General features: G+C 69.9%; 23 protein-coding genes. 9 read left to right on the forward strand and 14 right to left on the reverse strand.

From position 1 onward, the window contains the following. The first annotated feature begins 53 nt into the window (after positions 1-53). Positions 54-2,894 carry a hypothetical protein gene (locus AB0H64_RS34020; RefSeq protein WP_357632810.1) on the forward strand — a complete coding sequence of 947 codons (2,841 nt, stop codon included), beginning with the start codon at positions 54-56 and terminating at the stop codon, positions 2,892-2,894. Between the two features lie 207 nt (positions 2,895-3,101). Here AB0H64_RS34020 and AB0H64_RS34025 read toward each other — a convergent pair whose 3' ends face one another. The 9 genes from AB0H64_RS34025 to AB0H64_RS34065 form a co-directional block, all read right to left on the reverse strand. Beyond that, the gene (locus AB0H64_RS34025; RefSeq protein ID WP_357632812.1) at positions 3,102-3,527 is read right to left on the reverse strand and encodes a hypothetical protein; all 426 of its coding nucleotides are present in this window, start codon (positions 3,525-3,527) and stop codon (positions 3,102-3,104) included. 314 nt (positions 3,528-3,841) lie between these two features. After that, positions 3,842-5,016, reverse strand: a protein-coding gene (locus AB0H64_RS34030; RefSeq protein WP_357632814.1) for an IS3 family transposase whose coding sequence is annotated in 2 segments (ribosomal slippage) — positions 3,842-4,755 and positions 4,755-5,016 — 1,176 coding nt in all. Because the reading frame shifts where the segments join, the coding sequence is not laid out codon by codon here. Between the two features lie 24 nt (positions 5,017-5,040). Beyond that, positions 5,041-5,730, reverse strand: coding sequence for a hypothetical protein (locus AB0H64_RS34035; RefSeq protein WP_357632815.1), 690 nt, complete (start codon positions 5,728-5,730; stop codon positions 5,041-5,043). 200 nt (positions 5,731-5,930) lie between these two features. After that, positions 5,931-6,113 carry a hypothetical protein gene (locus AB0H64_RS34040; protein ID WP_357632817.1) on the reverse strand — a complete coding sequence of 61 codons (183 nt, stop codon included), beginning with the start codon at positions 6,111-6,113 and terminating at the stop codon, positions 5,931-5,933. 133 nt (positions 6,114-6,246) lie between these two features. Beyond that, on the reverse strand, positions 6,247-7,251 hold the full coding sequence (locus AB0H64_RS34045) for a hypothetical protein (RefSeq protein ID WP_357632819.1): 1,005 nt from the start codon (positions 7,249-7,251) through the stop codon (positions 6,247-6,249). Between the two features lie 266 nt (positions 7,252-7,517). Next, on the reverse strand, positions 7,518-8,447 hold the full coding sequence (locus AB0H64_RS34050; RefSeq protein WP_357632821.1) for a hypothetical protein: 930 nt from the start codon (positions 8,445-8,447) through the stop codon (positions 7,518-7,520). A gap of 355 nt (positions 8,448-8,802) precedes the next feature. Further along, complete coding sequence (locus tag AB0H64_RS34055; protein ID WP_357632823.1) at positions 8,803-9,057, reverse strand: hypothetical protein; 255 nt, start codon at positions 9,055-9,057, stop codon at positions 8,803-8,805. A gap of 177 nt (positions 9,058-9,234) precedes the next feature. Then, positions 9,235-10,134, reverse strand: coding sequence for an aminoglycoside phosphotransferase family protein (locus AB0H64_RS34060; RefSeq protein WP_357632825.1), 900 nt, complete (start codon positions 10,132-10,134; stop codon positions 9,235-9,237). After that, a complete protein-coding gene (locus AB0H64_RS34065) occupies positions 10,131-11,438 on the reverse strand; it encodes a hypothetical protein (protein WP_357632827.1) in 1,308 nt (435 codons plus the stop codon). Before AB0H64_RS34065 ends, AB0H64_RS34060 begins: the two co-directional genes overlap by 4 nt. Positions 11,439-11,612: 174 nt before the next feature. Between AB0H64_RS34065 and AB0H64_RS34070 the strand changes: the two genes are divergently transcribed. From AB0H64_RS34070 to AB0H64_RS34100, 7 genes are all read left to right on the forward strand, one after another. Beyond that, complete coding sequence (locus tag AB0H64_RS34070) at positions 11,613-11,921, forward strand: hypothetical protein (RefSeq protein ID WP_357632829.1); 309 nt, start codon at positions 11,613-11,615, stop codon at positions 11,919-11,921. Positions 11,922-11,968: 47 nt separating this feature from the next. Continuing rightward, the gene (locus AB0H64_RS34075; protein WP_357632831.1) at positions 11,969-12,844 is read left to right on the forward strand and encodes an SAM-dependent methyltransferase; all 876 of its coding nucleotides are present in this window, start codon (positions 11,969-11,971) and stop codon (positions 12,842-12,844) included. 1,038 nt (positions 12,845-13,882) lie between these two features. Beyond that, positions 13,883-14,200 (forward strand): hypothetical protein, encoded by a 318-nt coding sequence (locus tag AB0H64_RS34080; RefSeq protein WP_357632833.1) that lies wholly within the window; start codon positions 13,883-13,885, stop codon positions 14,198-14,200. Positions 14,201-14,586: 386 nt separating this feature from the next. Then, a complete protein-coding gene (locus AB0H64_RS34085; RefSeq protein ID WP_357632835.1) occupies positions 14,587-17,538 on the forward strand; it encodes a lantibiotic dehydratase in 2,952 nt (983 codons plus the stop codon). Further along, positions 17,531-18,796 (forward strand): lanthionine synthetase C family protein, encoded by a 1,266-nt coding sequence (locus AB0H64_RS34090; RefSeq protein WP_357632837.1) that lies wholly within the window; start codon positions 17,531-17,533, stop codon positions 18,794-18,796. Before AB0H64_RS34085 ends, AB0H64_RS34090 begins: the two co-directional genes overlap by 8 nt. Positions 18,797-18,907: 111 nt before the next feature. Continuing rightward, positions 18,908-20,134, forward strand: a complete 1,227-nt coding sequence (gene fxlM, locus AB0H64_RS34095; RefSeq protein ID WP_357632838.1) for a methyltransferase, FxLD system — start codon at positions 18,908-18,910, stop codon at positions 20,132-20,134. 49 nt (positions 20,135-20,183) lie between these two features. Continuing rightward, positions 20,184-21,227 carry a serine hydrolase domain-containing protein gene (locus AB0H64_RS34100; RefSeq protein ID WP_357632840.1) on the forward strand — a complete coding sequence of 348 codons (1,044 nt, stop codon included), beginning with the start codon at positions 20,184-20,186 and terminating at the stop codon, positions 21,225-21,227. A gap of 496 nt (positions 21,228-21,723) precedes the next feature. Here the strand turns inward: AB0H64_RS34100 and AB0H64_RS34105 are convergent, their stop codons facing one another. After that, positions 21,724-22,020 (reverse strand): hypothetical protein, encoded by a 297-nt coding sequence (locus AB0H64_RS34105; protein WP_357632841.1) that lies wholly within the window; start codon positions 22,018-22,020, stop codon positions 21,724-21,726. A 396-nt stretch (positions 22,021-22,416) separates the two neighbouring features. Here AB0H64_RS34105 and AB0H64_RS34110 point away from each other — a divergent pair, with 396 nt between their 5' ends. Beyond that, the gene (locus AB0H64_RS34110; RefSeq protein WP_357632843.1) at positions 22,417-22,587 is read left to right on the forward strand and encodes a hypothetical protein; all 171 of its coding nucleotides are present in this window, start codon (positions 22,417-22,419) and stop codon (positions 22,585-22,587) included. A 219-nt stretch (positions 22,588-22,806) separates the two neighbouring features. Here the strand turns inward: AB0H64_RS34110 and AB0H64_RS34115 are convergent, their stop codons facing one another. The 4 genes from AB0H64_RS34115 to AB0H64_RS34130 all read right to left on the reverse strand — a co-directional run bounded on the left by AB0H64_RS34115 (position 22,807) and on the right by AB0H64_RS34130 (position 26,290). After that, positions 22,807-23,310, reverse strand: coding sequence for a hypothetical protein (locus AB0H64_RS34115; protein ID WP_357632845.1), 504 nt, complete (start codon positions 23,308-23,310; stop codon positions 22,807-22,809). Positions 23,311-23,496: 186 nt separating this feature from the next. Further along, positions 23,497-24,996 (reverse strand): FAD-binding oxidoreductase, encoded by a 1,500-nt coding sequence (locus AB0H64_RS34120; RefSeq protein ID WP_357632847.1) that lies wholly within the window; start codon positions 24,994-24,996, stop codon positions 23,497-23,499. 443 nt (positions 24,997-25,439) lie between these two features. Then, entirely contained in the window at positions 25,440-25,895 is a 456-nt protein-coding gene (locus tag AB0H64_RS34125; RefSeq protein WP_357632849.1) for a DUF4158 domain-containing protein, read from the reverse strand. Between the two features lie 50 nt (positions 25,896-25,945). Continuing rightward, positions 25,946-26,290: a hypothetical protein gene (locus tag AB0H64_RS34130; RefSeq protein WP_357632851.1), complete on the reverse strand. Its 345-nt coding sequence runs from the start codon at positions 26,288-26,290 to the stop codon at positions 25,946-25,948. Between the last annotated feature and the right edge of the window lie 168 nt (positions 26,291-26,458).

Genomic DNA, 26,458 nt, shown 5'->3' on the forward strand with positions numbered 1-26,458 from the left:
CTTCGCCAGCACAACTCAGCGCGAGCCTCACGAGATCGCAGAAAGGGCATGGGGTGGTCTACAACCTGGAGCAGCTGGGCCCCATCGGCTTCCAAGATCTCGCGGCTGCGCTGGCCATGCAAACGTTCGGCGCGGGCGTGCAGGTGATGGGCGCCGGCCGCGACGGCGGCCGTGACCTGTACTTCAAGGGCCCACTCATCTGGCAGTCGGCCGAGGACCAGTCCAGCGAGGTCTGGGACGGGTACACGGTGTTCCAGGTCAAGCACAAGGACCAGTTGGCGGCTCGGCCTCAGGACGATACGTCCTGGCTATGGGGGCATGTCCGCAAGGAACTCGACGCGTGGGCCGACCCAGCCAAGGGCAGAAATCCGGTCCCCGATCACCTCGTGATCATCACCAACGTACCGCTGACCCCGGTTCCCGGCTCCGGCGGCCATGACACCCTGAACGACAACATCCAGCGCTATCTCGACGCCCTGGCCGACGACAGCCGCGACATCGGTGACGGCGCCGAACGCAAGGCCAAGCTCGCCCGCCTGTCCCGGCTGCGCAAGTGGCGGCTGTGGGACGGCAACCAGATCCAGGCCTTGCTGCACCGCCACCCGGGCGTGCGGCAGGCTTTTCCCGGCTTCCTCACCGCCACCGACGTGTTCGCCAACCTGGCCGAGATCGCTGGCTCCCTGCCGCTGGATCAGCTCGAACCGGGCCTGCGCGCCCACGCTCGCACCACCTTGATCGGCGAAGGGACCATCTACTTCGACGAAGCCGGCAGCAGCGACGGCAAGGGCCTGCCCGTCCACGAGGTCGCCATCGACCTGCCTGTCACCGCCGGAGGCGGAGCCGAGCGCGGCAGTGTGATCCGGCATGTGCTCGACCGCGGCGAGCACATGCTGCGGCCCACTCTCACCACGCGCCGGGGCCCGCGCCATCTCATCGTGGCCGGCGCCCCAGGCAACGGCAAGACCACCATTTCCAAGTTCCTGGTGCAGGCCTACCGGGCGGCCATGCTCGCCGGAGCGAGCAACCTCAGCGGGGAACACCAGGACGTGATCTCGGGAATGGAGCAGGCGCTGGCGCGGCTCGGCGCCGCGCTGCCTCACCACCGGCGCTGGGCCATGCGCGTCGACCTGGCCGAGTACGCCCACGAGCACGGGACCGAGGAAGACACCACCCTGATCCGCTACATCGCCGAGCGGGTCTCCAAGCGTTCCGATCTGGGCAACGTCATGCCCAGCGCGCTGTCGGCGTGGATGCGCCGCTGGCCCTGGTTCCTAGTGCTGGACGGGCTGGACGAGGTCACCGAGCCGACCGTGCGCAAGCGGCTTATCGAGCGGGTCACCGAACTGGTGACCACCGCTGAAGGTGACGACTGTGACCTGTTCGTCGTGCTGACCACCCGCCCGATGGGCTACACCGAGAACATCGCCCCCACCCAGTTCGAGCGCATCGACCTGGACTATCTCCAGCCCGACGAGGCCGTGCGTTACGGCACGCTGGTGACAACGGTGCGGCTTGGCAAGGACCAGGACCGGGTCGAGAAGATTGCCACACAGTTGCGCCAGGCCGCTGACGACGAGGGGCTGCGCAATCTGCTGCGGACACCGCTGCAAGTACTGATCATGACGATCATCCTCGGCGGGGCGGGCAGCCTCGCGCCGGATCGCTTCAGCCTGTTCTGGACGTACTACGAGATCGTCTTCAGACGCGAGCGAGACAAGCAGACCAGCTTCAACCGGATCCTGCAGGAGCACGGGCTGCAGATCCAGCAGCTGCATGAACGCATCGGGTTCGAACTCCAGGCCCGCAGCGAATCTGGCGACCGCTCTAACGCCGTCCTGACCCATCAGGAGCTGGAGAACCTCACCTGGCAGGTGCTGGACGAAGCAGGTTTCAAACCCTCCGGAGCCGACGCCGATCTTCGCGTCAAGATCGTCACGGCGGCCACCCGGCGCCTGGTGCTCATCGCGCCCCGCAGCGATGAGGGTTACGGCTTCGACGTGCGCTCCCTGCAGGAACTCATGGCCGCGATGCACCTGACCACCGGCCCACTGGAGCGTGTGACACAGCGCCTACGCACCGCAGCCGCCAGTCCACACTGGCGCAACACCTGGATCTTCGCCGCCGGCCGCTTGTACTCCACTCCGCAAGACCATCAGCACCAGGCCGTGGTCGAACTCGTAGAAACAATCGACGAGGGAGCCGAAGCCCGGCTGGGCACCGTCGTCCCCATCGGGCCGAGGCTGGCCTTAGATCTCATCGACGACGGGATGGCGCGCTCGTGGCCCAAATGGCGCGACCGCCTCATCGCCTGCGGGCTGAGCGTTCTCCAGGGACCTGGGCCGGCTGATCTCGATTTCCTCGCGATCGCACGCATCCTCGTGCGTGCCGCCGGCTCTGGCGACACGCAACATCACCTGGTTGCCGAAGGGGTGCGCGACGCCCTAGGCGGCACGCCAACCGCTCAGGCCACGGCTGTGGACTTCCTGACCCTACTCAGCGCCTTAGCCAAGGAGCCTGACGCATTGCCGAAGGCACTAGCGCTGTCGAAGATCGTCCCACGGGCGAGCATGAACACGCCGGAGCCGCCCCCGGATGGCTGGGCTGATTTCGAGGAAGAGATTCAGACCTCTCCCCTGTCGGGGGACTCGCTCCTCAAGGTGACGGCTGCTGCGACCGCCATCCGCCAATTCAGTCAAGGCGGCGGATCCGCACCGGACGCGGAGGCTATCCTCACCGTGGAGCTACGGACTGCCCTCGAAGATGACCAGGCGGCGCAGGTCCTGGCTGCGGCATTGAATCATGTCGTGGCGCATGAACCGAGGCTCGTCGCGACACTTCGGGACGAGGTCCTTCCCGCTGTTCACCGTGCACCCGTGGGTGAACTGCTGCGATAGCTCATCCAGCAACCATGCCCTCCTGCCATGCTCGTATGAGCGCTCCCTGGCACGCGCGTGACATGCCGGCCGCGTACCGGAGTGGGTCTTACGTCGGGTCGTAGATGTGCAGTGAGTGGGGGTGAACTGGCCGCTGTAGCGTCAGACGCGCGGCGCTTAGCCGCACCTGGTCAGAGTGCCTCCTGGCACCCCGCCTGAGTCCCCGCATCAGCGCCAGGTGATCGAGCCGGGGTCGCGCTGGGTCAGGTCCGCGATAGCACGCCTGATCGCTTCCGGGCGGGCCTCCGCCACCGCTTCGCTCAAGCCGAGCATCTTGCCGATCTGAACCCACGACCGGCCGTTCGCCAGCGCCGCCTGGATCAGTGTCTCCTCGTCCACCAGTAGCTGCACCCGAGCTCCACTCACCGCGAGCAGCGCGTCATCGACGTCTTCCGGCGTCGGCACGGGCCACGGATCGACGGTCTCGTCGCGGTCCGGAAGCCGGATCACGTCCGCCACCTTCGTGACAGCCTCGACCGCGGGCAGCTCGTACGCAAATTTCGCGGCCAGACGCTTAGTCGCCTCGTCGCCGAACCGCGAAGCAAGCCGCTCACGAGCCGCTCTGACTTTCCTGTGGCGAGACAAAGCAGACACGGGCGCGCGCTCCTTCACTGCCGGGGCGGATCGACTCATCCTCGCACCCGAGCGGCGCGGGCGTCCGGCGAACGACTCCAGGCTCAGCGCGCCTGACCTGCCTTACTCCGCGCCATACCGCTCCATTGTTCTCACGCATGGATCGTTCTGTCGCCATGGGTATCACCCAGTCGATCACAATGGTGCGTCGGACGCCTGCGTCCAACATGGCTGTGCTGGCCGTTGATGTATGAGGAGCGTCGATGCCCAGCCAGCGCGATGAGCTGGATCTGAGGGGCCATGGAGATTCCGGACAGCCGTCTTGTGGGCGTAGCTTATGCGGCCGCCGGGGTTGAAAGGGACTCGTTGAGCACTTCGAAAGGTGGTCGGTAGCCGAGCGCCGAATGCAGGCGCCGGTGGTTGTAGAACCCTTCGATGTAGCGGATGACCTGCCGTTTTGCCTTGGCTCGGGTGGTGAAGACGAAGCGGTGCAGCCATTCGTTCTTGAGGGCGCTGAAGAACGACTCGGCCATCGCGTTGTCGTAGCAGACGCCGGTGCGGCCGACCGAGCGGCGGATGCCCAGGCCGGTCAGGAAGCGGCCGAACTCGTCGCTGGTGTAGTTCGAGCCGCGGTCGGTGTGGAACAGGGCACCGGGCTGGAGCAGGCCGGTGCCGGCGGCCATCCGGATCGCGTCCTTGACCAGGTCGGTGCGGTAGTGGTCGGCCATCGCCCAGCCCAGCACCGCCTTGCTGTGGCAGTCGATCACGGTGGCCAGGTAGAGGAAGCCCTCCCAGGTGCGGACGTAGGTGATGTCGCCGACCAGCTTGGTGCCCGGACGGGCGGCGGTGAAGTCACGGCTGACCAGGTCAGGGATGCCACGGTAGTCGCCCTGCATCGTTGTGGCGGGCCGGAACGCCCGCACCTGGGCCGGGACCAGGCCCTGCTGCCGCATTAGGGCACGCACCAACTCGGCCGAGCAGTGCTCACCGCGGCGGGCCAGGGCGGCGTGCACCCGCCGGTAGCCGTAGGTCTCGTGCGAGCCGGCGAAGATCTCGGCGACCGACGCGGCCAGCAGCGTCCGGCGTTGCGCGGTGGCCGAGGCCGGCCGCTCGCGCCATTCGTAGTAGCCCGAGCGGGACACGCCCAGCCAGGCACACATCCGCGCGATCGGGTGATGCGCCTTCTCCGCGTCGATCAGCTCGTACTTGGCGAGCGTCATCGAGTCTCGGAAGCGAAGAAGGCGGCCGCTTTTTTCAGGAAGATCAGCTTCTCGCGCAGCTCGGCGTTCTCCCGCTCCAACTCCCGGATCCGCGCCCGCTCCGGCCCGGAGAGCGCCTGCCGCTCCTCCTGCGCGCTCGCGATCCGATGCCGGTTCACCCAGCTGCCCAGCGTGCTGGCGTTGATGTCGAACTCCCGCGCCACGGACGCGACCGTCCGATCGCCCTCCAGCACCATGCGGATGGCTTCTTCCTTGAACTCCGGCGAGAACTGCCTGCGACGCCTCGTCACGTACCTACCTCTTCCAGACTTCTGTCAGCTTATGTAGCCGACTGTCCGGAATCTGCTGGGCGCCTCAATCCCATCGACCGGATTGATGAGCGCATCCAGCGCGTCCAACTCCCAACCACCGAGGCCCTCGCCCCGAGCAGCATCATGGACGGAGTCATTGCCACCATGACCGGCCACGCCCGCGCGCTCGGCCTGTCGCACCAGGCGGATCGCGGCGGCGCAAACGCGATGCCAGTCTCCGCCGTGGTACCAGCAGCACCGACGTGCCTGGCGGCGGGGAGTGAGCTGGCGCAGGCCTCGGTCGCCCCAACTGATCCCCGTGGGCATGCAGGCCTTGGCCCGGAACGGCTCAGGGCGCGGAAGCCGGACCGTCCAGAAGGTGCGGTAACGCGGTTCAAGCTCCGGTTCCGCCGGGCGCGGCACGTAACCATCCCCGCGGCCGGGATCCACCGCAACGCCAACGAGTCTCGTCAGCTCGACCTCGGTGATCTCGGACCACTGGGGCTCCGTCAGCTCGAACGGACCGGTCCGGCTGAAGGTAACCAGAGCGAAGCGGTCGAAGCTTCCACTGGACAAAAGCTGACGCTGTATCCAAATGGGCGGCTCGATCTCGTTGGGGCACAGCCGGCGCCAGGCCGCCGCCGCATAGTCTTCCGCAGCGTTGACCAGGGAGGGACCCTCCTGATCGGTCTGGGTGGCCACCGCGACCGGCACAACGCCGGACGCTGTGAACAACTGCAGCCGGAAGGTTGGCCGTGGACCCGCGAGGTTCGACGACGAACATGTGGTCGTCCATGGTGCGCTCGCGGGGGGCTGCGTGCCGGGTCAGGCATGCCTCGATAGCCGAACTCCTCATAATGCCTTCAACGATCGCACCCCCGCGCGGTGCTCACACCCATTGCGCGAGAACCATCTCAGTCACGCGCGGCGCGTTCGGCCCGAGCACGCGCCCGGGCCCGGGCCGGCGACACCGCACGCTGGCGCGCTTCCTCCTCGACGTGCTCCGCATCCTGGGCCTGCACCTGCTGCACCAGCACGTGCATCTCGCGCTCGATGGCCGCCCGCGCGATCGCCTCCTCCCCCGCCGCGTCCGCCACTCGCCACCGGCTTGGATCCCACGCCACCCGCCGTCGACGGCCCGCTCCCACTCCTGCTCGCGCATTGCTGCCGCCGCCCGGGGCGAGGCCTGCGCCAGCCCAGAGCGCAGCATGGCCACCCCCTGCTCGGGTGTCATCGCGCCCGCGCCAGTGCTGAGGCGATGGTCTGCGCCTCCCGCTCTTGACGGCGTCGCTCCAACTCCGCGCGGGCCCGCCTGAACGCCTCATTCGGTCCCTCCGCCCGCACCGCGACAGGAACAGGGGCCAGCGCCTCCTCGCGACTCACCCGGGGCCCGGGCGCCAGCTCGACGCCGGCCGCGGCCGCCCTCTCCTCCCACTCCCGCCTGCGCGCCTCCTGCTCCGCCCGCTGCGCGGCCAAAGCCGCCGCTGCCCGCTGTGAGCGCGAGGGTAGGACCTCGCCGTCCTTGTCCAGCCACGCTGACAGGCGATGCCGGACCCAGCCCGGGACATGCCGCAGCTCGCTGGTCGACGACCACGTGTAGGCCCACACGCTATCGTCTGCACGCACGTCGAGTGCGTGCAGGACGTCAGCCACCGTCCATCCCGCCTCGAACAAGGGCTTCAGCATCCATCGCAGATACCAGGCGGTCATCCGACGCAGCGGCAGGCACTCCTGACGAAGCCGCTCGCAGGCCCAAAGTCGATCTCGTTTGGTCCTCGCCGTCGCATGCAGGGTCCAGGCAGGCGAAATGCGGGAATGATCACGAGAGGAGGAATCTGCCTCGCGTGCGCGCGTGGGACATTTTGTTTCTCTCCTACGGAGAGAAACAGAAGGGGGTTCACTTGTTCCTTCATGCAGGTCAGCGGGCTGATCGTTCTCCGGTTTCGCGAAAGGGCGCCGAGGCACGCACAGCACCCAGACCGCCGCTCTGTTGCCGTAACCGTCGTCGTCCAGGCCCGCTTTCGTGCCCTTGCGGTAGCGGACGGTCGTACCCTGCTCCACGACGCCGAGCCAGCCGCGCTCTCGGAGCCAGCGGACCCACCGCTTCACAGTTGCTTTGCCCAGGCCAGTCCGCTCCACGATCTTCGCGACCGTCGGCCGCGAGCACATCGTCTTCCAGTCGGCCGCCCAACAGATCCTGTTCGCGACGCGGGTGAGATTGGAGTAGCCGTCCATGCGTAGCTCCAGGACCTCCAGGTCCTCCTTCAGCGCGCGCAGCCACTCCTTCTGCGAGCTAGCCCGGCGCATCCCGCGCGGCACCGCCGCCGCGATGAGCGCCCTCGAGGGCCGCATTGCAAGATCCGATATGTTGGACGCGCCAGTAAACACGGTCCAGCGAACGCCGCTTTGGCGCTGCTGGCCGGGCGTTTTAGGTACGGGTGTTCCGCACGCCACGGTTCCTGAATCCGCGCATGCAGGCATGACCCCGTGGCCGCCGGCTATCATGGCGAAGCCTCCCCGCTCAGCCGGTAGGCCCGATAGCAGGCCGTACGGTGCTCCAGCAGCGCCACCAGGCCCCCGTAGATGCCGTGCTCGGCCTCCCCCATCACCTGGGCGAAGGCCCAGCTCGCCGCCGCGAAGCTGCTGAGCAGCGCCAGCACGTACTCCGAGCGGGAGCGGTAGCCCGACCAGTCCCCGGTGCGGGCACGCTGGGCCAGGTCCGGGCGTGGGGCTCGGCGGCCACCACGGCGCGGCAGCCACGGCATCCCCTCCTCGTCGACCGCGACGCCGCTCGCGTCCCCGGGCGGCGCCGGGGCGGGGATCACGGCCGCGCGGGTCAGGGCGTACAGGCCGAGCTCGACGGCCAGCTCGTCGTGCAGCCGCTCCCACACCCGCGCGCCGCCCGGCCGGGCGGCCACGTCGAGCGCCTCGGGCAGCGGCATGGCCAGCCGCATGTAGCCGGTCAACCGGCCGTCGCGCACCTTGTGCGGGGAGCCGGGCGGCCGAACCTGCCCAGCCGCGTTGGACATGGGGCTGATGTCGATCGTCGGGAAGCGGCGGGCCAGCGCGCACGCCAGCGCGTACAGCTCCGTCCACGGCCGGTCCTGGTCGAACAAGGTGATGGTGTGCCGCCCCCCGGAGGGGGACAAGACGACGATGCTGCGGCCGCCGCAGCGCTCCACCGCGGCGACGACGCCGGCGGCCTCGGCCGCCACCCGCCCCACAGGGTCCGCGACGCCCAGGGCGCGGGCCCGGCTCACGTCGTGGTCGGTCAGCAGCATCCGGCCGGTCCCGGCCGCCCGGTTGAACGTCGGGATGGTCGTCGGCCGGTTCGGCAGCGCGCGGGTCAGCCGCCGCTCGTAGCGGGCCGGGAAGTTCTGCCCGCCATCAGCCGAGTAGCGCACCCTCGGTGCCTGCGCAAGCAGCGGCACCAGGGCCGCCCAAGTTTCGGCAGCCTCAGCTCGCTCCGCGGTATGACCGGGTTGCCCCCCACGTGGGGCGGGTATGAGGTTGTGCGGACCAGCAATGCCGGGTATGCCCGAAAGCGACACGCCGGTTTCGGGCATGACTGGCAGAGCTGGGTGGCCATCGTCTATCGTGGTCACCAGCTTCTGGTTGACCGGCTCCAGGCATGCGAAAGCCCGCCGGGAACCGGGCGGCTATTTCGAGGGTCCTTGCGCACCTACTTGGCGGTGGATGGCGCGAGGGCCCTCGTGGCGTTCTAGACGCCGTCCTGGGCGTCTACATCTCCTCGTCTACGAAGCCTCCGTGTGAGCCGCGCAGCTGCTACGCGGCGACGTCGTTGGTGAGTGGCAGCATCTCTTGTGCGTTGTCGGCCCGAGCACGCAGCCGTGGCGGAGCCACGAGCGACCCCTGGCCAAGCCCGCGGAGGTACTCCGCGCCTTCCTCGGCACTCTCGAAACCGAGCTCCCGCCACTTGCCATGGGCAAGTGCGAAGGTGAAGTCGACGTAGTCGCTGAACGACTCGAAGCCGAGGCGTTCCCACGTCTCCAACGCACGGTTGTAGACATCGTCATGCATGAATCGGACGCTGTGCCGATGGCCGCCCTTGCGGGGGCGACCCGGTCCGCGGCGGCCGGTCTGCAGTCCACTCATAGCCGCCGACATTATCGGATTCAGAATCCTCGGGGCCAGATCTTGCGGTGCGACACGCCGAGTTATTCGTGCCGTTACCGAGAGTTGATCAACTTGAGTTGATCATGGCACAGCCGTCCACCGCCAAGGGCGCGGTCCGCGCTCGCCACGCAGGCACGCCAGCCGCAGCATCACCTCGTCGTGGCGTGCCGGGTTCTCGGCGGCCACCTGCGCGGCCATGCACGTCATCCGGAACTCCCGGATGTCCCGGAGGATCTCGAACCCGTCCCAGCCGGTGACGTCGTAGCCGTACACCTTCACGAACGCCTGGTAGTCCTCCACGCTGATCCCGGCCAGCGTGTACGCCTTGACCGCGGTGGAGACCAGGTCCCACTCGGGTGGCCCAACAGAGCAGCGCTCCAGGTCGAGCAGCACCACGCGGCCGTCCTCGGTCCCGACGACGTTCCCGATCCACGCGTCGCCGTGGACCACGCTGGCCGACAGCAATCGCTCGGGCAGGGAGGCGTACCGGTCCTGGAGCTCGGTGAGGCGTTGCCACATCCAATCCCGATCCGCGAGGTCGAGGGTGACCGCGCGGTCGATCCGGTCCTCCAGACGCACGAAGGGGTCGAGGTGGCCCAGCTCGAAGTCCGGCAGGGGAAGGTCATGCAGCCGCCGTAGCGCGCCGGCGACCTCGAGGGCGGTGCCGTTGCGGTGTGGCGGCAGTTCCCGCCACCACGTCACCGCCCGGCCGTCCACCTCGACGGGCTGGTCAATGCCGGGCAGGGCCTGGACCGCGTCGACCTCGTTGGCTTCGAGCCAGCGCGCCACCGCGACCTCACGCGCGGCGGCGGCGAGTTGGCCCGGGCGGGCGATGCGGGCGATGACGCCGCCGGGAAGTCGGTAGAGGGCGTTCTCGCCGAGCCGCATCAGCTCGGCCCTGCTCGGATCGAGGCCGGCGCGGCGGCTGGCGATGTCGAGTACTGCTCTGGCGGCCGACTCGGCGGTGCTGGCGTCGGTCATGCTTGGATCGCCGCTCGGATGCGGTGCCGCAGCTCGGCCACGGGTGTCCGTGTCTCGTGAGGACGGGCGAGGCGCGCGAGTTCCCGCATGTCGTCTTGCGCTCGGCAGGATCTGACGGTTCCTGCGTCCGTCACTGCGCGGGCGCCGATCAAGGCGGCCTCCTCGGGATCTCCGGTCGCCATGGTGAGCGACGCCAGCTTGATGCCGCTGATCGCCCGGGATCGGACGTAGGCGGCGCTGTGCCCTGCTACCGCGTTCGCCAGCCGCGTGGATGCTTCCCCAATGAACTGGCCGTTGATCGCCAGGTCGAACAGGGCATGCCCGGTGTCGCCGGCGTGCTGGGCGGCGTCGTAGTAGCGCATCCACGGTGGTTCCTCGGTCGGGTGGATGCGGGTGAACTGGTCGTCGGCGTGCCCGATCGTTTCCAGGGTTTCCTGCACCATGCCTAGCTTGGCCAGTGCCCGCGCCCTGGCCGACAGCAGCATGGCGCGCTCTGCCGGTGTAAGCCGGTCCGCGCGCACCATGGCGAGCTCGACGAGGGTGAGTCCGTTATCGGCGTCACCGCACCAGATGGCTTGCCGTGCCATCGAGGACAGGACCTTGGCTCGTAGGTGCCAGTCGCCGGCCTCCTCCGCGCACGTCAGCGCCAGCCGGAACATCTTGCGCGCGTCGTCGTGGGCGTAGGAGTCGAACGCCATGGCGGCGGCGACCTGGCCCAGCCACCCCACCGCGACGAACAGGTTGGTGCGCAGCGCGGCAGGGCAGCGGGCGTGCTCAAGCAGTGCGACCGAGTAACGCAGTTGCGCGGCGACTGCGTCACGGACCAGACCGCCTCCGTAGGTGTGATCCCATGTGAGGAAGACGCTGGCCATGTGCTTCAGCTCGCGGATGTCGGCGGCGGATACGACGGCGGGCAGGTTGGCCGACCGGGCAGGCACCAAGTCGGCGAGCGGAACCGCCGCAGCCACCCCCAGAGCAGTACGAAGGAACCCTTTCCGATCCACATCTGCCACGGTAGCGGCCGGTTTGCTGCGCCGTGATCGGCTGAAGCCGAGGTCATTGTCCTGGTTTACGTTGAGAATCGCGCGCAGCGCCTCGCGATATTCGGCGTTGGGCCAGCGCACTTCGCCGCGCTCCAGCTTGCCGATGTACTGCTGGTCGAGCTGTCTTACTCGTTGATGCTTCTCGAATATCCAGGCGTTGACCAGGTCAGCTAGATCCTGGCGCGAGGCAGGCTCACCCGGGACTGAGGGGGAAGGCAAGCTCTCGCGCGCCCGCTGAAACCGCAAGTTCGGTTCCGGCATCGCATCCTCCCTTCGCGGGCATCGTCGCACAGCAAGGCGTGAGAAGACTCGCGAAGCTGACCCCAAGCTGACCAGGGTCTGACCCTTGACTGACCGCCTCGATGGTGCTGCCACCGGCCGCACGGCGCTCCAAGGTGGAAGCGATCCTTCACCGCATGTGAGGAGTGGCAGGCGATGCATGCGCTCGACGCGGAGTCCCGCGGCCTTGATCGTCCGACGAGCCCTCTCGGGCTGCCGGGCGGGTCCTGCGTGGTGGCCCTTCAAGTATCGGCCGATCAGGGCAGGACATGGCTGAACAGCGGCACGCTCACGGTCCCGCCGGGCCGGCCGGAGACGGTTGCGCGTCTCTTCCTGATGACCGCCATGACCGCCGCGCCCACCGTTGTGTGGCAGGTACAGGCGTGGCAGCTCGAAGCCGACGAGGTCCTGGTCCACGGGACGCCCCCGGCTGTGACGCTCCGCAGCGACGGCCAACCCGAGTGACTCGCCCCCACTTGTTCATTCCGGTTCCACATATCCCGAGGTCAACGATGACTACTGGAAACGCAGATACCTCGCCGGGCGGCTCACCGTCGTTCCTGGTACAGCGCAATCGGGGGCCGCGGCAGGCCGGCGTCTACGAGGCGGCGGCTGCTGGCAAGGACGCCCGGGCCGCGGAGCGGGCCATCGCGGCGGGGCTGAAGGAGATCTTCCCCGGCCTGGAGGACCTCGTCGTGCACAACAGGCGGTTCCTCCAGCGGGCGGTGAAGGTCCTCGCGATGCGGGGTGTCAGGCAGTTCCTCGACTTGGGGGCGGGTTACCCCGATCCGCCTCACCAGGGGACGAACTTGCACCAGGTGGCCCAGGGGGTCACTCCGTGCGCCCGAATGGTGTACGTCGACTACGAGCCCGTCGCCCGCCAGCACCTGAGCGTCCACTGCGGCGGGCCCGGCGTGGCGGCCATCCTCGCCGACATCCGCACCCCGGAGGCGGTGCTCGACCACCCCATGACTCAGGCGGTGCTCGACCCCGAGATGCCGACCGGAGTGATCTTCGGATCGATGATGCACTTCCTCACCCACGCCGAAGTCCAGCACGTTCTTGGCGTGCTGCGCGAGCGGCTGGCACACGGTAGCAATCTCGTGGTCAGCCATGCCACGCCGGACGGCATGCCGAAAAAGAAGATCACAGCCGCCACGGAGCTGTACGAGGACAACGTCTCGCCGATCCACATGCGGACCGCCGAGGAGATCAACGATCTGCTTCCGCCCGGCCGGCTGGGCGGGCCGGGTCTCGTGCGCACGTACGAGTGGGGGCGCGCTCTGCCGGAGCTGGCCGACGACATGGCAGACATGCCGCGGCCCCGGGTGGACGACGACACGCCTCACCTGTACGCCGCGGTGGTCCCGCTCGCGTCGCCTGGCTGATCCCTTGAGCTGGACGTGGCAGGTACAGCGTCTCCTTCCTGCGCTGCATGCCACGCCCTGTGCGGCCGGCCCGGATGGTCACTCTCCCGCCGGATCGCACCACGTGCGCGGGCCGTACGTACCTCATCGCCCCAGCCGGGTTAAGGCCGTACGGCCCGCGCCGCCCCCTCTCCTGTCCATCCACGCCTCAACCACTGCCGGAGGGCCTCATGCCGCACGGCGACGAGACCAGCTCCAACCTCCCCTTGCGCCCCGCCGGGTCACGCTCGGCGAGCCGCCAGCACGGCACAGCACGGTTCATCCCCCTGACCCTCCCGCCCCGGGACGACTCATGCTCTGCCGGGTCGGGAGCCATCACTCGCACGATCACGGGCGGCACTCTGCTGAGCTTGCTTCCGTTCGGGCGTCACCCCGTCGCGCCGGCTCCTCATCGTCAGCCCGCTGTCCCCCCCTACGAGGTTCCGCCGCCGCTCCAAGCCGCCATCGACGCGGCGGCCAGGGCCTATGCCTCCAACATCTGGCACTGGACCGGGCGCCGCTGGTTGGCGTACTGGAGCCTCGGGGACCGCTGCTACTACGCGTTCTTCCGCTTCCACCCCAAGAGGGCTTCCATGGTGGACGCGAAGACTCCGGACGAGCTGTGGAGCCGCATGCACGAGGTGGATCGCGACCTTATCCATCACATGGTCACCGCTCTACCCGAGGCTCCGGCCGCCGGCAGCAGTACGGGGGCCGACCGACGCCCAGAGGGGCGCTGATGACGAGCGTGGGCGGCCTGCGCTCCCAAGGGTGCGGGCCTTCCACGCTGGCGCAGCCTGAGGGAGGGGTCCTTCGGCTGCGCCGGGCGCGGGCCGCGGCGGTCGTGACCGCCATGCATACCGGGTGCGGCCCGCGCCACCTTTCCGTCCGTGCCGGGGACCATCCCCGCGCGGACGGTGATGAACTCGGCCGGTCGGCGCGGCCGGCCGAGCGAGGGCGGACGGGCGGCACGCCACGCCCGTCCGCCCCCATCCTTCCCCCGCGTGGGGAGCGGTGAGTGTGGGCGAGATCACCTCCTACGTGTTCACCCGTTCGCAGGGCGGCCGGATTGAGCACTGGGTCATCACGGTGGCCGGTGGCTTGCTTCATGAGGAGCACCTGACGAGCGCCTCCCCGCCACGGCACGCGCACAGCCGGCTGATCCGCCTGCAACCCGGCCAGACGCCGCAGCACTGGCAGGCCCAGCGCGAGTCGGAATTGCGCGCGGAGGGCTGGAGTGGGCCCACCGCGTACGACAGCATCTGGCCACCCGGCAGAGGCACGCAGCATGCCGTCCCGGCCGCGCATTCGCAGTCCGCGACACGGGCGCCGTCGTGACGCTGAGCTCCCCGAAACCGGTGCGCGACGCGCGGTGGGGTCTTCCCCACGCAAGGAGGTGATGATCGCACCCACCCCTCACTGAGGGGCCTCGCTGCGGGGCACCCCCGCAGGCGATCCACACTGATCCATCCATGACGAAAGAGAGTGATCATGACCCCCCTGACGGCATCAGTCGCCGATCTCTTCGACCTCGACCGCCGCGTCGATGACGCCGGATCGAGCACGCTGCGGCATGCCTCGGACAACTGCACGAACAACGGCTGCACGGCGACGTGTAACTCGTGCGGGTGCAGCAAGGGCTGCTAGCCATCCGATGGTGGAGGGGCGCAGGAAAGTGTCCTGGCCCCTCCACCCCCACCCCTGCCCGGAAAGGCGAGCACATCATGACCTCCAGGACCAGCCCGCGGCGCGAGGGCTTTGTCTGCGCCCCCGGAGCAGCCGTCTGGGCCCGGGTTCCGCTCGCGCCCGCCGCTTCGCTGACCGAACGCCACGCCGCGGCGCCCCTGGGCCCGCTGCTGGCCGAAGGTCTGTTCCTGACCTCGCGGCACCTGGAGGTCGAGGGTCAGCACGGTGCGGCTGAGGCGAGCACCTACCAGCGGATGGCCGCGACCCGCCGAGCCTATGAGCTGCGCGCCCGTCATCGGTGCGTGCCATCCGGGGTGTTCGCCGGGGTCAGCCCCGCTACCGCCGGTGGGCCGGTCTCCTCGATGACGGTCGGCACCGCTCACCGGCCGCGCACCAATCCCGCCCCGGGATGGCTGAGCTTGACCTGCTCTCTGCTGCTGGCCGAGGAATGCACCTTCGACACGGCGATCTTCACCACCTGTCCCGCGACAACCCGCCGGGGAAGCCGGCTGGAGGTTGAGGGTCAAGCCGCAGGGGATGCCGGCGCGGGCCCTGGACGGGTCACCGTGGCCGCGACCGCCGTCACCGAGCTGATCCTGACCCGCTGCGGACGGGGAGCATCGGGCGGCCAACTGATCGAGACGATCCGCGGCGCCTGGCCCCAGGCCACACCAGAGCTGATCCGCGACACGGTCACGACCCTGGCCGCCGACGGGTTCCTGCTCAGTGACCTGCTGCCCGCCGACGTCACCGACGACCCGCTGGCATGGCTGGTCAAGCAGCTACCCGCCCACTCGCGCCACCGCGAGGCCTTGACTGGGCTGCGGGATCTGCTGCACCGGGCGGACCAGCAGCCGCCGGGGTGCCCTGGCCGGCTCACGCTGCTACGGCAGGCGCGTCAAGTGGCCGATCAGGTCATCCAGTACGAACGGCCGTTGATCGTGGACACGGTCGCCGACGCCCGCATTCATCTCGCTGACAGCCTGCTGGCCGACGCAGCCCAAGCCGCCGGAGTCCTGGCCCAGGTCAGTTCCGGCCCCGATCCGCTGGACGACTACCACGCGCGTTTCGTGGAGCGGTACGGGCCGCATCGGCCCGTACCGCTGCACGAGGTCGTCGATCCCACCCTCGGCCTCGGCGCCCCGACGCTGTCCCAGCGAGCCGACCGCGGCCCCCAGCACCTCCAGCATTTGGCGCACCTGCTGGGCCGGGCGCTGGCCGCCGGGCAGCGGGAGATCGTGCTCGCCGACGCCGACGTCATCAGCTTGACGCCGGCCGGTGACCAGGAACTGCCGCCCTCCTCGGCGGAGGTGTACGCCTATGTCATCGCCGACAGCGACCAAGATCGTGACCAGGGCCGCTTCCAACTGGCGATCACCGCGATCACCCACACTGCCGGCTCCAGCCTGGGACGGTTCGCGTCCCTGCTGCCAGCCGACCCTCCCGGCCCGGCCTGGGAGGACGACAGCCAGACCTGCGAGATCACCGTCCGGACGCGGGTCGCGGAGGTGGCGGCGCTGGCTCCGCCCACCGGCTGGGCTGTCGCGCTGCCCATCGACCTGCCGGACGGTCCCGACACCGACACCATCCCGGCCGCCGACGTGCTGATCGTCTCTGACGGTGCGCGTCTGCATGCCTGGTCGGAGCGGCTGGGCCGCCGGTTGGCGCCGATGTTGTTCTCCCGGCTGACCAGCCGCTTTCTGCCGCCCGCCGCCCACCTGCTGCGGCTGATCGGAGAGCACGGCCGCCCGTGGCAGGACTGGGAGTGGGGAGCGCTGGCGGCGCTGCCGTACCAGCCCCGGGTCCGGTACGGCGCCACCATCCTGGCCCCGGCGCGCTGGCGGCTGCCCGCCGCGCTCATCGCCAGCGCCACCTCAGCCGGCCGATGGGAAGAGGCGCTGGATGCCTGGCGTGCCGAGGGGGCGTACCCGCCGGACCGGGTGGTGGTCACCGCCGCCGGCGACCGGCGCCTGCCCCTGGATCTGGAGCGCCCCGAGGATCGGCAGCTCCTGCGCCGCTACGTCCGGCGCGGTCTGACGGCGGTCACCGAACAGCCCGGCGGTCCCGCCGCCACGCGCGCCGTGGTGGCCGGACCGGACGGCCACCACGCCGTCGAGGTGGTCATCCCCCTCGCCTACCACCGCCCTGTCGCGTCCCGGCCCCTGTCCCAGGACCGGCTCGCGGCCGCCCGGCCACGCGCCACCCACCTGCATCTGCCCGGCGGATCGTGGCTGTCGTGCGTGCTGCCCGCCGCGCCCGCCCAGCACGACGACCTGCTGACGGCGTTGTCGATGTGGCTGCCGCAGGTCAACCATCTGGTCGATCACTGGTTCTATCTGCGCTACGACGATCCGCGGCACGGCCCGCATCTGCGGGTCCGCTTCCACGGCCAACCGCACGCCCTGAGCGGCCAGGTGCTCCCCGCGCTATCAGCCTGGGCGAGCGACATGATCGCCCAACGGCTGCTGGGGGATCTGACCCTCGCCTCCTACGACCCGGAAATCGAACGCTACGGCGGCCCGGACGCCATCGGCCTGGCCGAGGCGGTGTTCGCGGCCGACAGCCAACTCGTGCTGGCCACCGTCGCCGCGCTACTCGGTGGCCAGGAGCGGATCGTCTTCGCCGCGCACACCGCAGCGCTCATCGCCCGGATCCTGGCCGACACCGATCCGCAGGCCCTGACCGGGCGGCACCTGGACCGCGCCGGCCGTAACCGGGTGAACGCACTCCGCCCGGCGGCACGCGCAGCCGGCCACGATCCCGCCGGCCACCACAGCACCGAGGGCCTGCCCGGCGGCGCGCACCGACCAGCGCTGATCGCGGCGCTGAACTGCTACCGCGAGCGACTGGACCCCGAGCGGCGGGCCGGGGCCGCCTCCGCGGTCATCCACATGCACGCCAACCGGCTCGGCCTCGACCCCGCGACAGAACCGTTGGCTCGAGCCCTGGCCGCCGACCTCATCGCCCGCCGGGACAGGCGCCATGACTGATGACGCCCTGACGGCAGCGTGCCGTGCACGAGCCCTGGCCTGCGCTGAACTCCTGCTGGAGCCTGCGACGGTCCTGCACGCCCTGCCCGAACACGACGCGCCCACCCTCTCCCACGGGCTGGCCGGAACGGCACTACTGCATGCCCGGCTGGCCGCCATCGACCCGGCGTTCGAGGCCGCCGCCCTGCGGCACTGGCAAGCGGCTATCGAGACCGCCCGAACCACCGGTGGGCAGGATGTGGGCATCTGCGGCCTGCCGGGCGGTATCGCCGCCTCCCTGGTCGTCGGAACCCCCTACCTGGCCGATCCCGGACCGCTCGTCGAGGCTACCGATCAGGCAGTGACCTGGCTGGCCGTGCGCACGAGCGAATACGCCACCGCCTACCGCCCCCTGCTGCGCACGCCTGGCGCGCTGCGCTGGAGTCACTACGACGCCCTGACCGGCCTGACCGGCACTGCCCGCGTCCTGCTCGCCGCCGCCATGACCGGCCACAGCCACGCCGAGCCCGCTCTGGCAGCAGCGACCGGCTTCCTGGCCGAGCTGCTGACCACCCGCCATGACGGCCGGCCGGCCTGGTGGATCCCCCGCACCGGTCATCTCCCGGGCAGCGCCGGGATTCCGGCCTCCGGAGCCGCCCACACCGGTCTGGCGCACGGCATGGCCGGCCCGCTCGCCCTGTTGGCCATCACCGAGCTGACCGGCCGATCCAGCCCAGCCCAGCGCCACGCCATCAGCGCAGCCGCCCAGTGGCTGCTGGCCTGGCGTGGCCACGACGGCACCTGGCCACCTCTGATCTGTGGCGACCAGCTCGACGGCGCATTCGCCGGGTCCCAGCACGGGCGACGACACGCCTGGTGCTACGGCACCCCCGGGATCGCCCACGCCTTCCGGCTGGCCGCATCCGCGCTCTGCGAGCCCGCCCTGCGCACGGCAGCCGACTACGCGACCGCCACCATGTACGCCCGCCCACGGGCCACCTGGGACACCGAAGGCGTGACGTTCTGCCACGGCCACGCCGGCGTGCTGTCCGCCCTACCACTCGATCATCCGGGCCGCGACCACGCCGCACAAACGATCGCCCGCCAGTTCGCCGGTCATCACCGGTTCGGCTGGCAGCATTGGGAACAGACGCGCGCCGACGACCTGCCGGGCCTGCTGACCGGCTCCGCCGGAGTGGCGCTGGCCCTGGCGGAATACGCGCAACTGCCGCATCGCCCGCTTGCTTCCCGCTGGGACAGCCTGCTCCTGCTGTCCTGACGCCGCGCCCGCCACCCGACACCCGACACCGCGATCACCGCCGACGGACAGGACGACCTGATGACCGATGAAACCGCCGCCGATCCCAGCACCACCTCCTACACTGAGCCGATGTCCCGCGCTGAGGTACTCCGGAACGCCATGGTCGACCAGCTCATCGACTGGCGCGTCATCACCGCGGACAGCCCGGTCGCGCACGCGATGCGTCGTGTCCCGCGCCACCTGTTCTCGCACGGCGCCGAGCTGGACCGCGCCTACGCCCAGGAGCTTGTAGTCACCCACACCGACGCGGCCGGGGCAGCGATCAGCTCCATCTCGGCGCCCGCCGTGGTGGCCTCCATGCTGGAGCAACTGGACGTCCAGCCGGGACAGCGGGTCTTGGAGATCGGTGCGGGCCCCGGCTACAACGCGTTCCTGCTAGCTGATCTGGTGGGCCCCACCGGCGCCGTCACGACGGTGGAGATCGACCCCCAAGTCGCCGCGGACGCCACCAAGACGCTCGCCGAGTTCGGCCCTTCCCATCTGAGCGTGATATGCGCGGACGGCGACCATGGCTACCCCGCCCACGCCCCCTACGACCGGATCATCGTCACCGCCGGCGCCTGGCAGGTGTCGCCCGCCTGGCGCGACCAGCTCGCCCCCGGCGGCCGGATCGTGGTGCCGCTGCGCCTGAACGGACTGACCCGCTCGCTGGCCTTCGAGCTCGACGACGACGGCATCTGGCGCAGCCGGTCAGCGGCCGAGCTCGGCTTCATCCCCATGCGCGGACACGGTGGGGTGGCCGAACACAACACCCCCATCGGCCCAGCCGGGCAGCCCCTGGTGGTGTTGCGCACCGATGACAACAGGGCGATCAACCCCCGCGCCCTGCATGATGCCCTCGACCGTCCCCCGGCCCTGCTGTGGACCGGCGTGAGCGATGCGTGGGGCCAATGCGAGAACCTGGACCTGTGGCTGGCCGACCTTCCGAGCTTCTGCCGCGTGCTGATCATGAGCCACGCCACCGCCGCAGGTCTCGCGGCGCCGCAGCACAGCTGGGGCAGCATGGGAGCCGCCACCGACACCGCCCTGGCCTACCTCACCCTCCGCCCGCTGAACGAGGCTAAGCCCGGGGTCGAAATCGGGATCGCCGCCTACGGCCAGGACGCTGAGCCCCTGGCTCGGCAGGTCGCCGACCGCGTGCACGCCTGGCAACACGCAGGCGGCGGCACCGGGCACCTGCTGGTCGAGCTCCACCCGGCCAACGGCAGCGGCCCCCTCCCGGACGACACCCGCATGACCATCGCCAAAGGCGACCTGCGGGCGATCGTCCGTGTCGCCCAAACTGTCCCACGTTGAGGACCACACACCGCCAGGCCCGACCCACCCAGACCCCCGGGAACACACCATGGCCGACGTCCACGAGTCCATCACTCGCCTGCTCGACCAGGGGATGAACGAGCGAGTGTTCCCAGGCGCGGTCTGGGCGGTCGGCGACGCTGACGGCGTCGAGCACTCTGGCGCCTGCGGGATGGCCGACCCCGTCGAGCCCGCCTCGGCGATGCGGCTCGACACCGTCTTCGACCTCGCCAGTCTGACCAAGATCTTGGCCGTGTGGGCGGTCATCGGGACGGTGTGGGAGGACCAGCGGCTCCCGCTGGACGACCCACTCGCCGCCTTCTGGCCCGAGGTCGCTGGGTACCCGCTCGGCCAGGTCACCGCCCGCCAGCTCCTCACTCATACCGCAGGCGTGCCCCTGCGAGCCGGCCTCAAGGCCCGCTACGGCACCGACCCGCAGGACATCCGTGACGGCGTCCTGCACGAGAATCTGCATCGACCGCCGGGAGAGGCTGTCGAATACACCGACCGCGCTGCCCTCATCCTGGGCTTCCTCGCCGAATACCTCTCCGGATTCCCGCTGGATCAGCTTGCTACCGAACGAGTCTGGCAGCCCCTCGGCATGACGAACACCCGCTTCGGCCCCCTGCCAGCCCCTGATCGATCCCGGTGCGCGCCGACAGAACTCGACCCCGACACCGGCGCCCACCTCCGGGGCGTGGCCCACGACTACTCCGCCCGCCTGCTCGGCGGCGTGTGCGGCATCGCCGGCGTCTTCTCCACCATGGACGATCTCGCCGTGTTCCTGCGGCATCTCCTGTCCCCCGGCCCCGACCCCGCTGAGGTCCGATTCGGGCCCGCCTGGGTCGCCGAGTCCCTGCAGATCCACACCGGCAAGCTGACGCCAGCCCGCGGCCTTCTCTGGCACCCCGCCGCGGGCACCACCCCTGAGGAGGACATCTACGTCCACTACGGCTTCACCGGGACCGGCATGTGGATCTGCCCGAAGCTGGGGCGCTGGGCTGTTCTGCTCACCAACAAGCTGTTCTACGGACGGGACCGCGAGCCGCTGATGAGTATCCGCAACATCTTCCGCACCCTCGCCTTCGACTGACGCGCTGGCGCGGAGCCGCGAGCCAGCAGGAGGACGGCCGGTCCCCAAACGGGCAGCGGCATGCGACATGTGTGGCGTTATGTACGATTTTCGGCATGCCGGTCCTGTGGGTGGGTGAGAACGGCCTGGAAGTGGAGGGCCGCATCCTCGATGACCGGCAGGTGCTCACCGTCTACCGGTGGAGCATGTACGGGCGGCGCATCGTCGTGGCCGACTGCCGCACCGTGGCCCAGGTGGAGCGGTACATCGGCAATCTGGCCACCCTGGTCGAGGTTGTGCGCCTGCCCCAGGCCAGGCGCTCGTTATCCCGCGGGGGCATGCGGCATGGCCGGCGTCCCAGCATCGAGGAGCGCGGGCGTCCCATGATTGTGAGCCATCCGGGACGCCTCGCGCCGGACGCGGGCCGGCGACCCCTCCAGCAGCCGGCCCGCGCCACCTGCATATCAGTGTTCGCGCGGTCGCTCTACGCGGACACGCGAAACCTGCACGTACGGCATCAGCGGTGCCTCGCCATCCGCTCGTCGGTCGCCTCGCGCACCACGCTCACCGTCCGGCCGTCGTACAGGATCGCCCCGAAGATCAGGCGCGGCCGCGCCCGGCCCAGCACGGTCGGCGACGTGGTCGACGGCACGATCACGTTCTCCTCCGGTGGAGGACCGAGACTGACCCAGATTTCGCGGACTTGGGCCGGGGCCGGCTCGGCAGCTCCTCCGCTGGCGTGGCTCTCGGCCACGTCCTCCAGCCAGGCCCGCGCGGCGTCCACAGCATCGGCCGGGGGTTCTGGGGCGGCCATCAGGAGAGCCCCACTTCGTCGGCCCAGTACTCCCGAAGCTACGGCGAGGGGCAAAGTAGCCCGTCACCGGGAAGTGCCACTGCCGTACGGCGTGGCACGTATGGAGGTCATCGTCGGGTGGCCTCGCCGTGGGGGCAATGCCTTGGCCGCCTGCGGTTGGCAGCCCTGCCGTCCGGCAAGAACCTGCTGGTGACCGCAGGCAGCGGCACCGATCGCAAGGGAGAGCGATGAGCATGAGCCCGGCAGACCAGGACCGAGCAGACGAGGTGGTCGGCACAGTGCTGGACATCGTGGCGGACATGACCGGCCGCCACCGCGGCGCCCCTCGGCCTGGACGACGATCTCCGGGCCGACTGGGGAGCCGGTTAAGACGACCTCAATGCCCTGGCGGTCGTCGTGAGCGCCGAGTTCGACATCGACCTCGAGGGAGGGGAGGTTCCGGACACCGTCGCCGACCTCGTCGCCGAGGTTCGCCGCCATGCCGCTGAAGGTGACGGGTCCGCCGATTCGCCGCTGGAACCGCTGCTTCGGGGACTGGAGACGGCCCGTGCCGCCGCCGGCGTATAGGTCCTTCATCACAGGTGTCGTCAGCGACTATGGCGCCAGCCGCCGAAAGGGGGTCCTGGTCAGCCGATCACGAGCGCTCACGCCGGGGAAAGCAAGCGCTGGCCACCCGCGCAGGACCAGCGCGGCACCGGCCTGGACGCACAGACCACAGGACCACAGGACCACAAGGCTCCGAGGAGGGTGGGCGCCCCGAACGGGTCGCATACGCGATCGACAGGGTCATGAGGCGTCGGTGATCCACCACAGGTTGCGGCTGGTGCAGTGGGCGTCGTACAGGTCGAGGTGGCTGTCGTGGTTGCCGAGATCGCGCAGGCCGATGGCGTATGCGGTGTCCCTGAGAACGAACATGTACAGGTCGCCGAACGGGATGAGGGACCACTCCTGCCGTGCGCCGTGGGGGGATCCTGATTCGAGCCATACCCAGGTTCCCGGCTTGATGTCGTCGTAGACGCCCTGGTTCTCGTCGCGGCGTCGGGGTTCGAGGTGGCGTCCGCTGGAGACGTTCTGGACAATGAAGCAGCCGTCGCCGGTGTGGGTGAACCTCCACCGGTGGTAGCCCTGCTGCTGAAGCAGGGGAGCACGCCAGGCCTGCACGTGCTGGCGGCCGTTGTTGGTGCTGTCGGGACTCATCAGACCGGCGTTGTGCATGTTGACGATCACCTTCTCTCCGGCGGTGACATGCCTCGAGTCGACGGTGAGCGGGTGGGTGTGGGAAGTGATCACGGCATGTCCTTTCGGTGGATCGGCCCGCCGTCGGCCGGGCGGAAGTCCCCGCGCGGCGGGGGCGTCCCGACGCGGCGCCGGGTGTCGATGCGGAGCTGCTGGCCGAGCGGGGATGCCTGCCCCAGGACCACTGACAGAGCGCCGGGGCAGGACGAGGGCCGGCGGTCCGTGCGCGTGGCAGGCGCCTCAGCGGCGTGATGCGCCGATGCTCTGGCCGTAGCGGAAGACGCCGCCCGGGTCGTAGTGGCGTTTTACCTGGACCAGGCGCTGGTAGTTGGCGCCGTAGTAGGCCTGCTCCCAGTCGGCCAGGTCGGGGTCGGGGAAGTTGACGTAGGCCGCTGAGGTGCCCAGCTCGGAGCGGAGCCTGCGGTACAGGGCTCGGGTCTGCGCCCGCAGCCGCCCCACCGCCTGCTCGGAGGCGGCCGGGCGCCATTCGGCGCCGATGTCGATGACGTACGTGGCGCCGCGGTGGGCGAAGGCGGTCTCGGTGGCGGTGACGCCGCCGATGTGGCCGCCCATCGCGAACAGGGTGACGTAGCCGGTGGCGCCCGCCGGGGGCTGCCAGGCGGTGACGGCCTCGACGATCGCCTGCACCGTCTGCCGCGGCAGCCAGTGGTCGGGCACCAGCGAGGCCGAGGCCATGGCCGCCCGCTCGGGCTTCATCATCAGGTAGTCCTGCGCCGCCCAGAACTGCCGCTGCTCGATGAACTTCCTGGACGGGGAGAGGGCCAGGAGCGGTGCCAGCAGGCGTCGCGCCGTCTCCTCACGGCCCAGGAACTGGCCCAGCAGCGTGATCGCAGCCGGTCCGGTGCCGGAGACGGAGAAACCCGCGCGGCAGTCGACGTCGCCGGTCCGGTCGTGCTGGAGGATCTCCTGCAGCCGTTCCATCAGCGCCGCCCCGCGGCGTACGTCGAAGGTCAGGTCGAAGACGGTGGCGACCTGGTCGGCCACCTCGACGGCGTCGAAGACGAAGGCGGTGTTGATGCCGAAGTTGCCGCCGGCGCCGCCGCTGCAGGCCCACAGCAGGTCGGCGTGCTCGCGCCCGGAGGCACGCACCAGCGAGCCGTCGGCCAGCACGAGCTCGGTGGAGACCATCCGGTCACACGTCAGGCCCCATTTGCGGTCGTTGAAGCCCAGTCCGCCGCCCAGGGCCAGGCCGGCCACGCCGACGCCGGGGCAGCGTCCGCCGGGGAAGTACAGGCCGCTGGATCGGGCCCGGTAGACGTCGGAGTTGGTCGCGCCGCCGCCCACCAGCAGGCGGCGGCCGCGGGGGCGTACCTGGTCCATGCGGCGCAGGCTGATCAGCAGGCCGGGCGTGGTGGAGTAGCCGGCGTAGTTGTGGCCGCCGGAGCGCGCCGCCAGCGGCAGGCCGTGCGCGCTGGCCCAGCGCACGGCCGCCTGCACGTCGGCGGGGGTGGCGCAGGCCACGATGCCGGCCGGGCGTACGCCGGCGTAGCGCAGGTTCCACGGGTCGGCCAGGCCACTGTAGCCGCCGGCGTGCGGCCGGTACAGGTTGGCGCCGGAGCTGAGTGTGCGGCCCAGCGCGCGCCAGGCCGCCTCGGCGACCGGCGGGGCGAGAGCCGGCCGGTGCGGTGCGGCTGCGGCGGGACGTGCTGTCAGTGCGGCGGCCAGTCCGGCGGTGGCGGCTCCGGCGCCCCAGCGCAGCAGGTCACGTCGGTGGTACATGCAAGGGTCCCTTCCAGGCGGCGGCGATCAGGTGTCCGGCGGTGACGGGTCACGTGCGGGGGAAAGCTCCCCGGCGAAGGGCGAGGGTTCGGGTCGGGACGCGCGGGCCGGCAGAGGCGCGGAGGCGCTGCCCGCCGAGCAGGCGCCGGCGGCGCGGTAGAGCACGGTCATCGATCCAGTGGGCAGGGCGCCGGCATGACAGGCTCCTTCCACCGAGGGGACAGGGGACGGGGCGGCAGCTGAGGGCTGCCTCCGCACCTGCCGGGGCGGTCACGGTCGTGAACGGATCGGGCTGGTCTCGTTGGCGGCCGGGCCGAGGGCGGGAGCGACTACCGCCAATCGAAACTATTACTGAGAGTAATAGTTTAGACACAATGAGTCAATGTTCAGCAAGGAAGAGGCTGGCTTCGCCTCCATCCGGGACGGTATGGCCTTCCATGGGTTCACCGACCGGCCGCAACGGCGGGCAGCTCGGCCAGGCGGCCGGAGTCGGTCTCGACCGGGCACACCTCGGCGGCCGGCCAGCGCGCCCACCGCTCCTCATCGTCCTCGCTGGCCGGCCGGGTACCGAACGCCTGGCGGATCTGCGCCCGGTGGTACTTGTTTGCACGATCCCGCCAGGAGTACTTGGCGAACAGGGACGGTTCGACCTTCACCAGCGAGGCGACGTAGTCGCTCGCAGCCGGTGGGACCTCCTCGGGGTAGGCGGGGAAGCGGCCCTCGATCTCGTAGAACTTCAGCAGCAGCGCGAACCCCAGCCGAGTCGCGCCGCTCTTGTTGCCCATCAGGCCCCAGTCGTCCTCCACCAGCGTCCAGGCGTCGATCAGCTCGTCCGGCTCCCACTCAGTGCGCACCCGTGCCCTTTGTTCGATCACCGCTTCCTGACGAATGGAGATCACGATTACGGCGCAGGCATCCGCTACCAGCCGGTATGCACCACCCCTGACAGTTACGCACTGAAGTTGATATCTACCTCCGGGTTACTTTGCCCCTCGCCGTAGCTTCGGGAGCACTGGGCCTCGTCGGCCTGGCCCTCGTGGGCGTCGGCGGCAGGGACGGCGGGCGGCGCATCCAAGGGGGCTTCGTCCCGGTGGTAGCCGCACGACGTGCAATGCCGCGCGAGCCGTTCTGGCCTGGCCACGTCCACGAGCACGTCTGAGTTCCACGGCAGGACGAGCGGGCCGCGCGTCGGCCGGAATTGGAGGGTCGCGCCGATCCACCCGCACTTCGGGCAGACCGGCTCAAGGCCGCTGTACGGCGGGAGCACCGCGGCGACGTCAGGGGGCTGTTCCATGTGGTTGTGCTTCCTCTCGCTCAAGGGCGAGAGGAAGCTAGGCCATCAGAGCGTTAACGTCGTATTAGCTGGCCAGGGCATCGGAACGGGTGTGCACGGCTCATTCTCGGCGTCCGAGGACAGGCGCATGCACCTGCGGCAGTTCACGGCGAGCACGTTGAGCTCCGT

This window comes from Nonomuraea sp. NPDC050733 (assembly GCF_040654215.1).
Classification (GTDB): Bacteria; Actinomycetota; Actinomycetes; order Streptosporangiales; family Streptosporangiaceae; genus Nonomuraea.

Coding starts and splice junctions, on each gene's coding strand:
- AB0H64_RS34045 (WP_357632819.1), bottom strand. CDS start 7,251: ATGGACGGCTACTCCAATCTCACCCGCGTCGCGAACAGGATCTGTTGG.
- AB0H64_RS34055 (WP_357632823.1), bottom strand. CDS start 9,057: ATGCATGACGATGTCTACAACCGTGCGTTGGAGACGTGGGAACGCCTC.
- AB0H64_RS34060 (WP_357632825.1), bottom strand. CDS start 10,134: ATGACCGACGCCAGCACCGCCGAGTCGGCCGCCAGAGCAGTACTCGAC.
- AB0H64_RS34065 (WP_357632827.1), bottom strand. CDS start 11,438: ATGCCGGAACCGAACTTGCGGTTTCAGCGGGCGCGCGAGAGCTTGCCT.
- AB0H64_RS34070 (WP_357632829.1), top strand. CDS start 11,613: ATGCATGCGCTCGACGCGGAGTCCCGCGGCCTTGATCGTCCGACGAGC.
- AB0H64_RS34075 (WP_357632831.1), top strand. CDS start 11,969: ATGACTACTGGAAACGCAGATACCTCGCCGGGCGGCTCACCGTCGTTC.
- AB0H64_RS34085 (WP_357632835.1), top strand. CDS start 14,587: ATGACCTCCAGGACCAGCCCGCGGCGCGAGGGCTTTGTCTGCGCCCCC.
- AB0H64_RS34090 (WP_357632837.1), top strand. CDS start 17,531: ATGACTGATGACGCCCTGACGGCAGCGTGCCGTGCACGAGCCCTGGCC.
- fxlM (WP_357632838.1), top strand. CDS start 18,908: ATGTCCCGCGCTGAGGTACTCCGGAACGCCATGGTCGACCAGCTCATC.
- AB0H64_RS34100 (WP_357632840.1), top strand. CDS start 20,184: ATGGCCGACGTCCACGAGTCCATCACTCGCCTGCTCGACCAGGGGATG.
- AB0H64_RS34105 (WP_357632841.1), bottom strand. CDS start 22,020: ATGGCCGCCCCAGAACCCCCGGCCGATGCTGTGGACGCCGCGCGGGCC.
- AB0H64_RS34120 (WP_357632847.1), bottom strand. CDS start 24,996: ATGTACCACCGACGTGACCTGCTGCGCTGGGGCGCCGGAGCCGCCACC.
- AB0H64_RS34130 (WP_357632851.1), bottom strand. CDS start 26,290: ATGGAACAGCCCCCTGACGTCGCCGCGGTGCTCCCGCCGTACAGCGGC.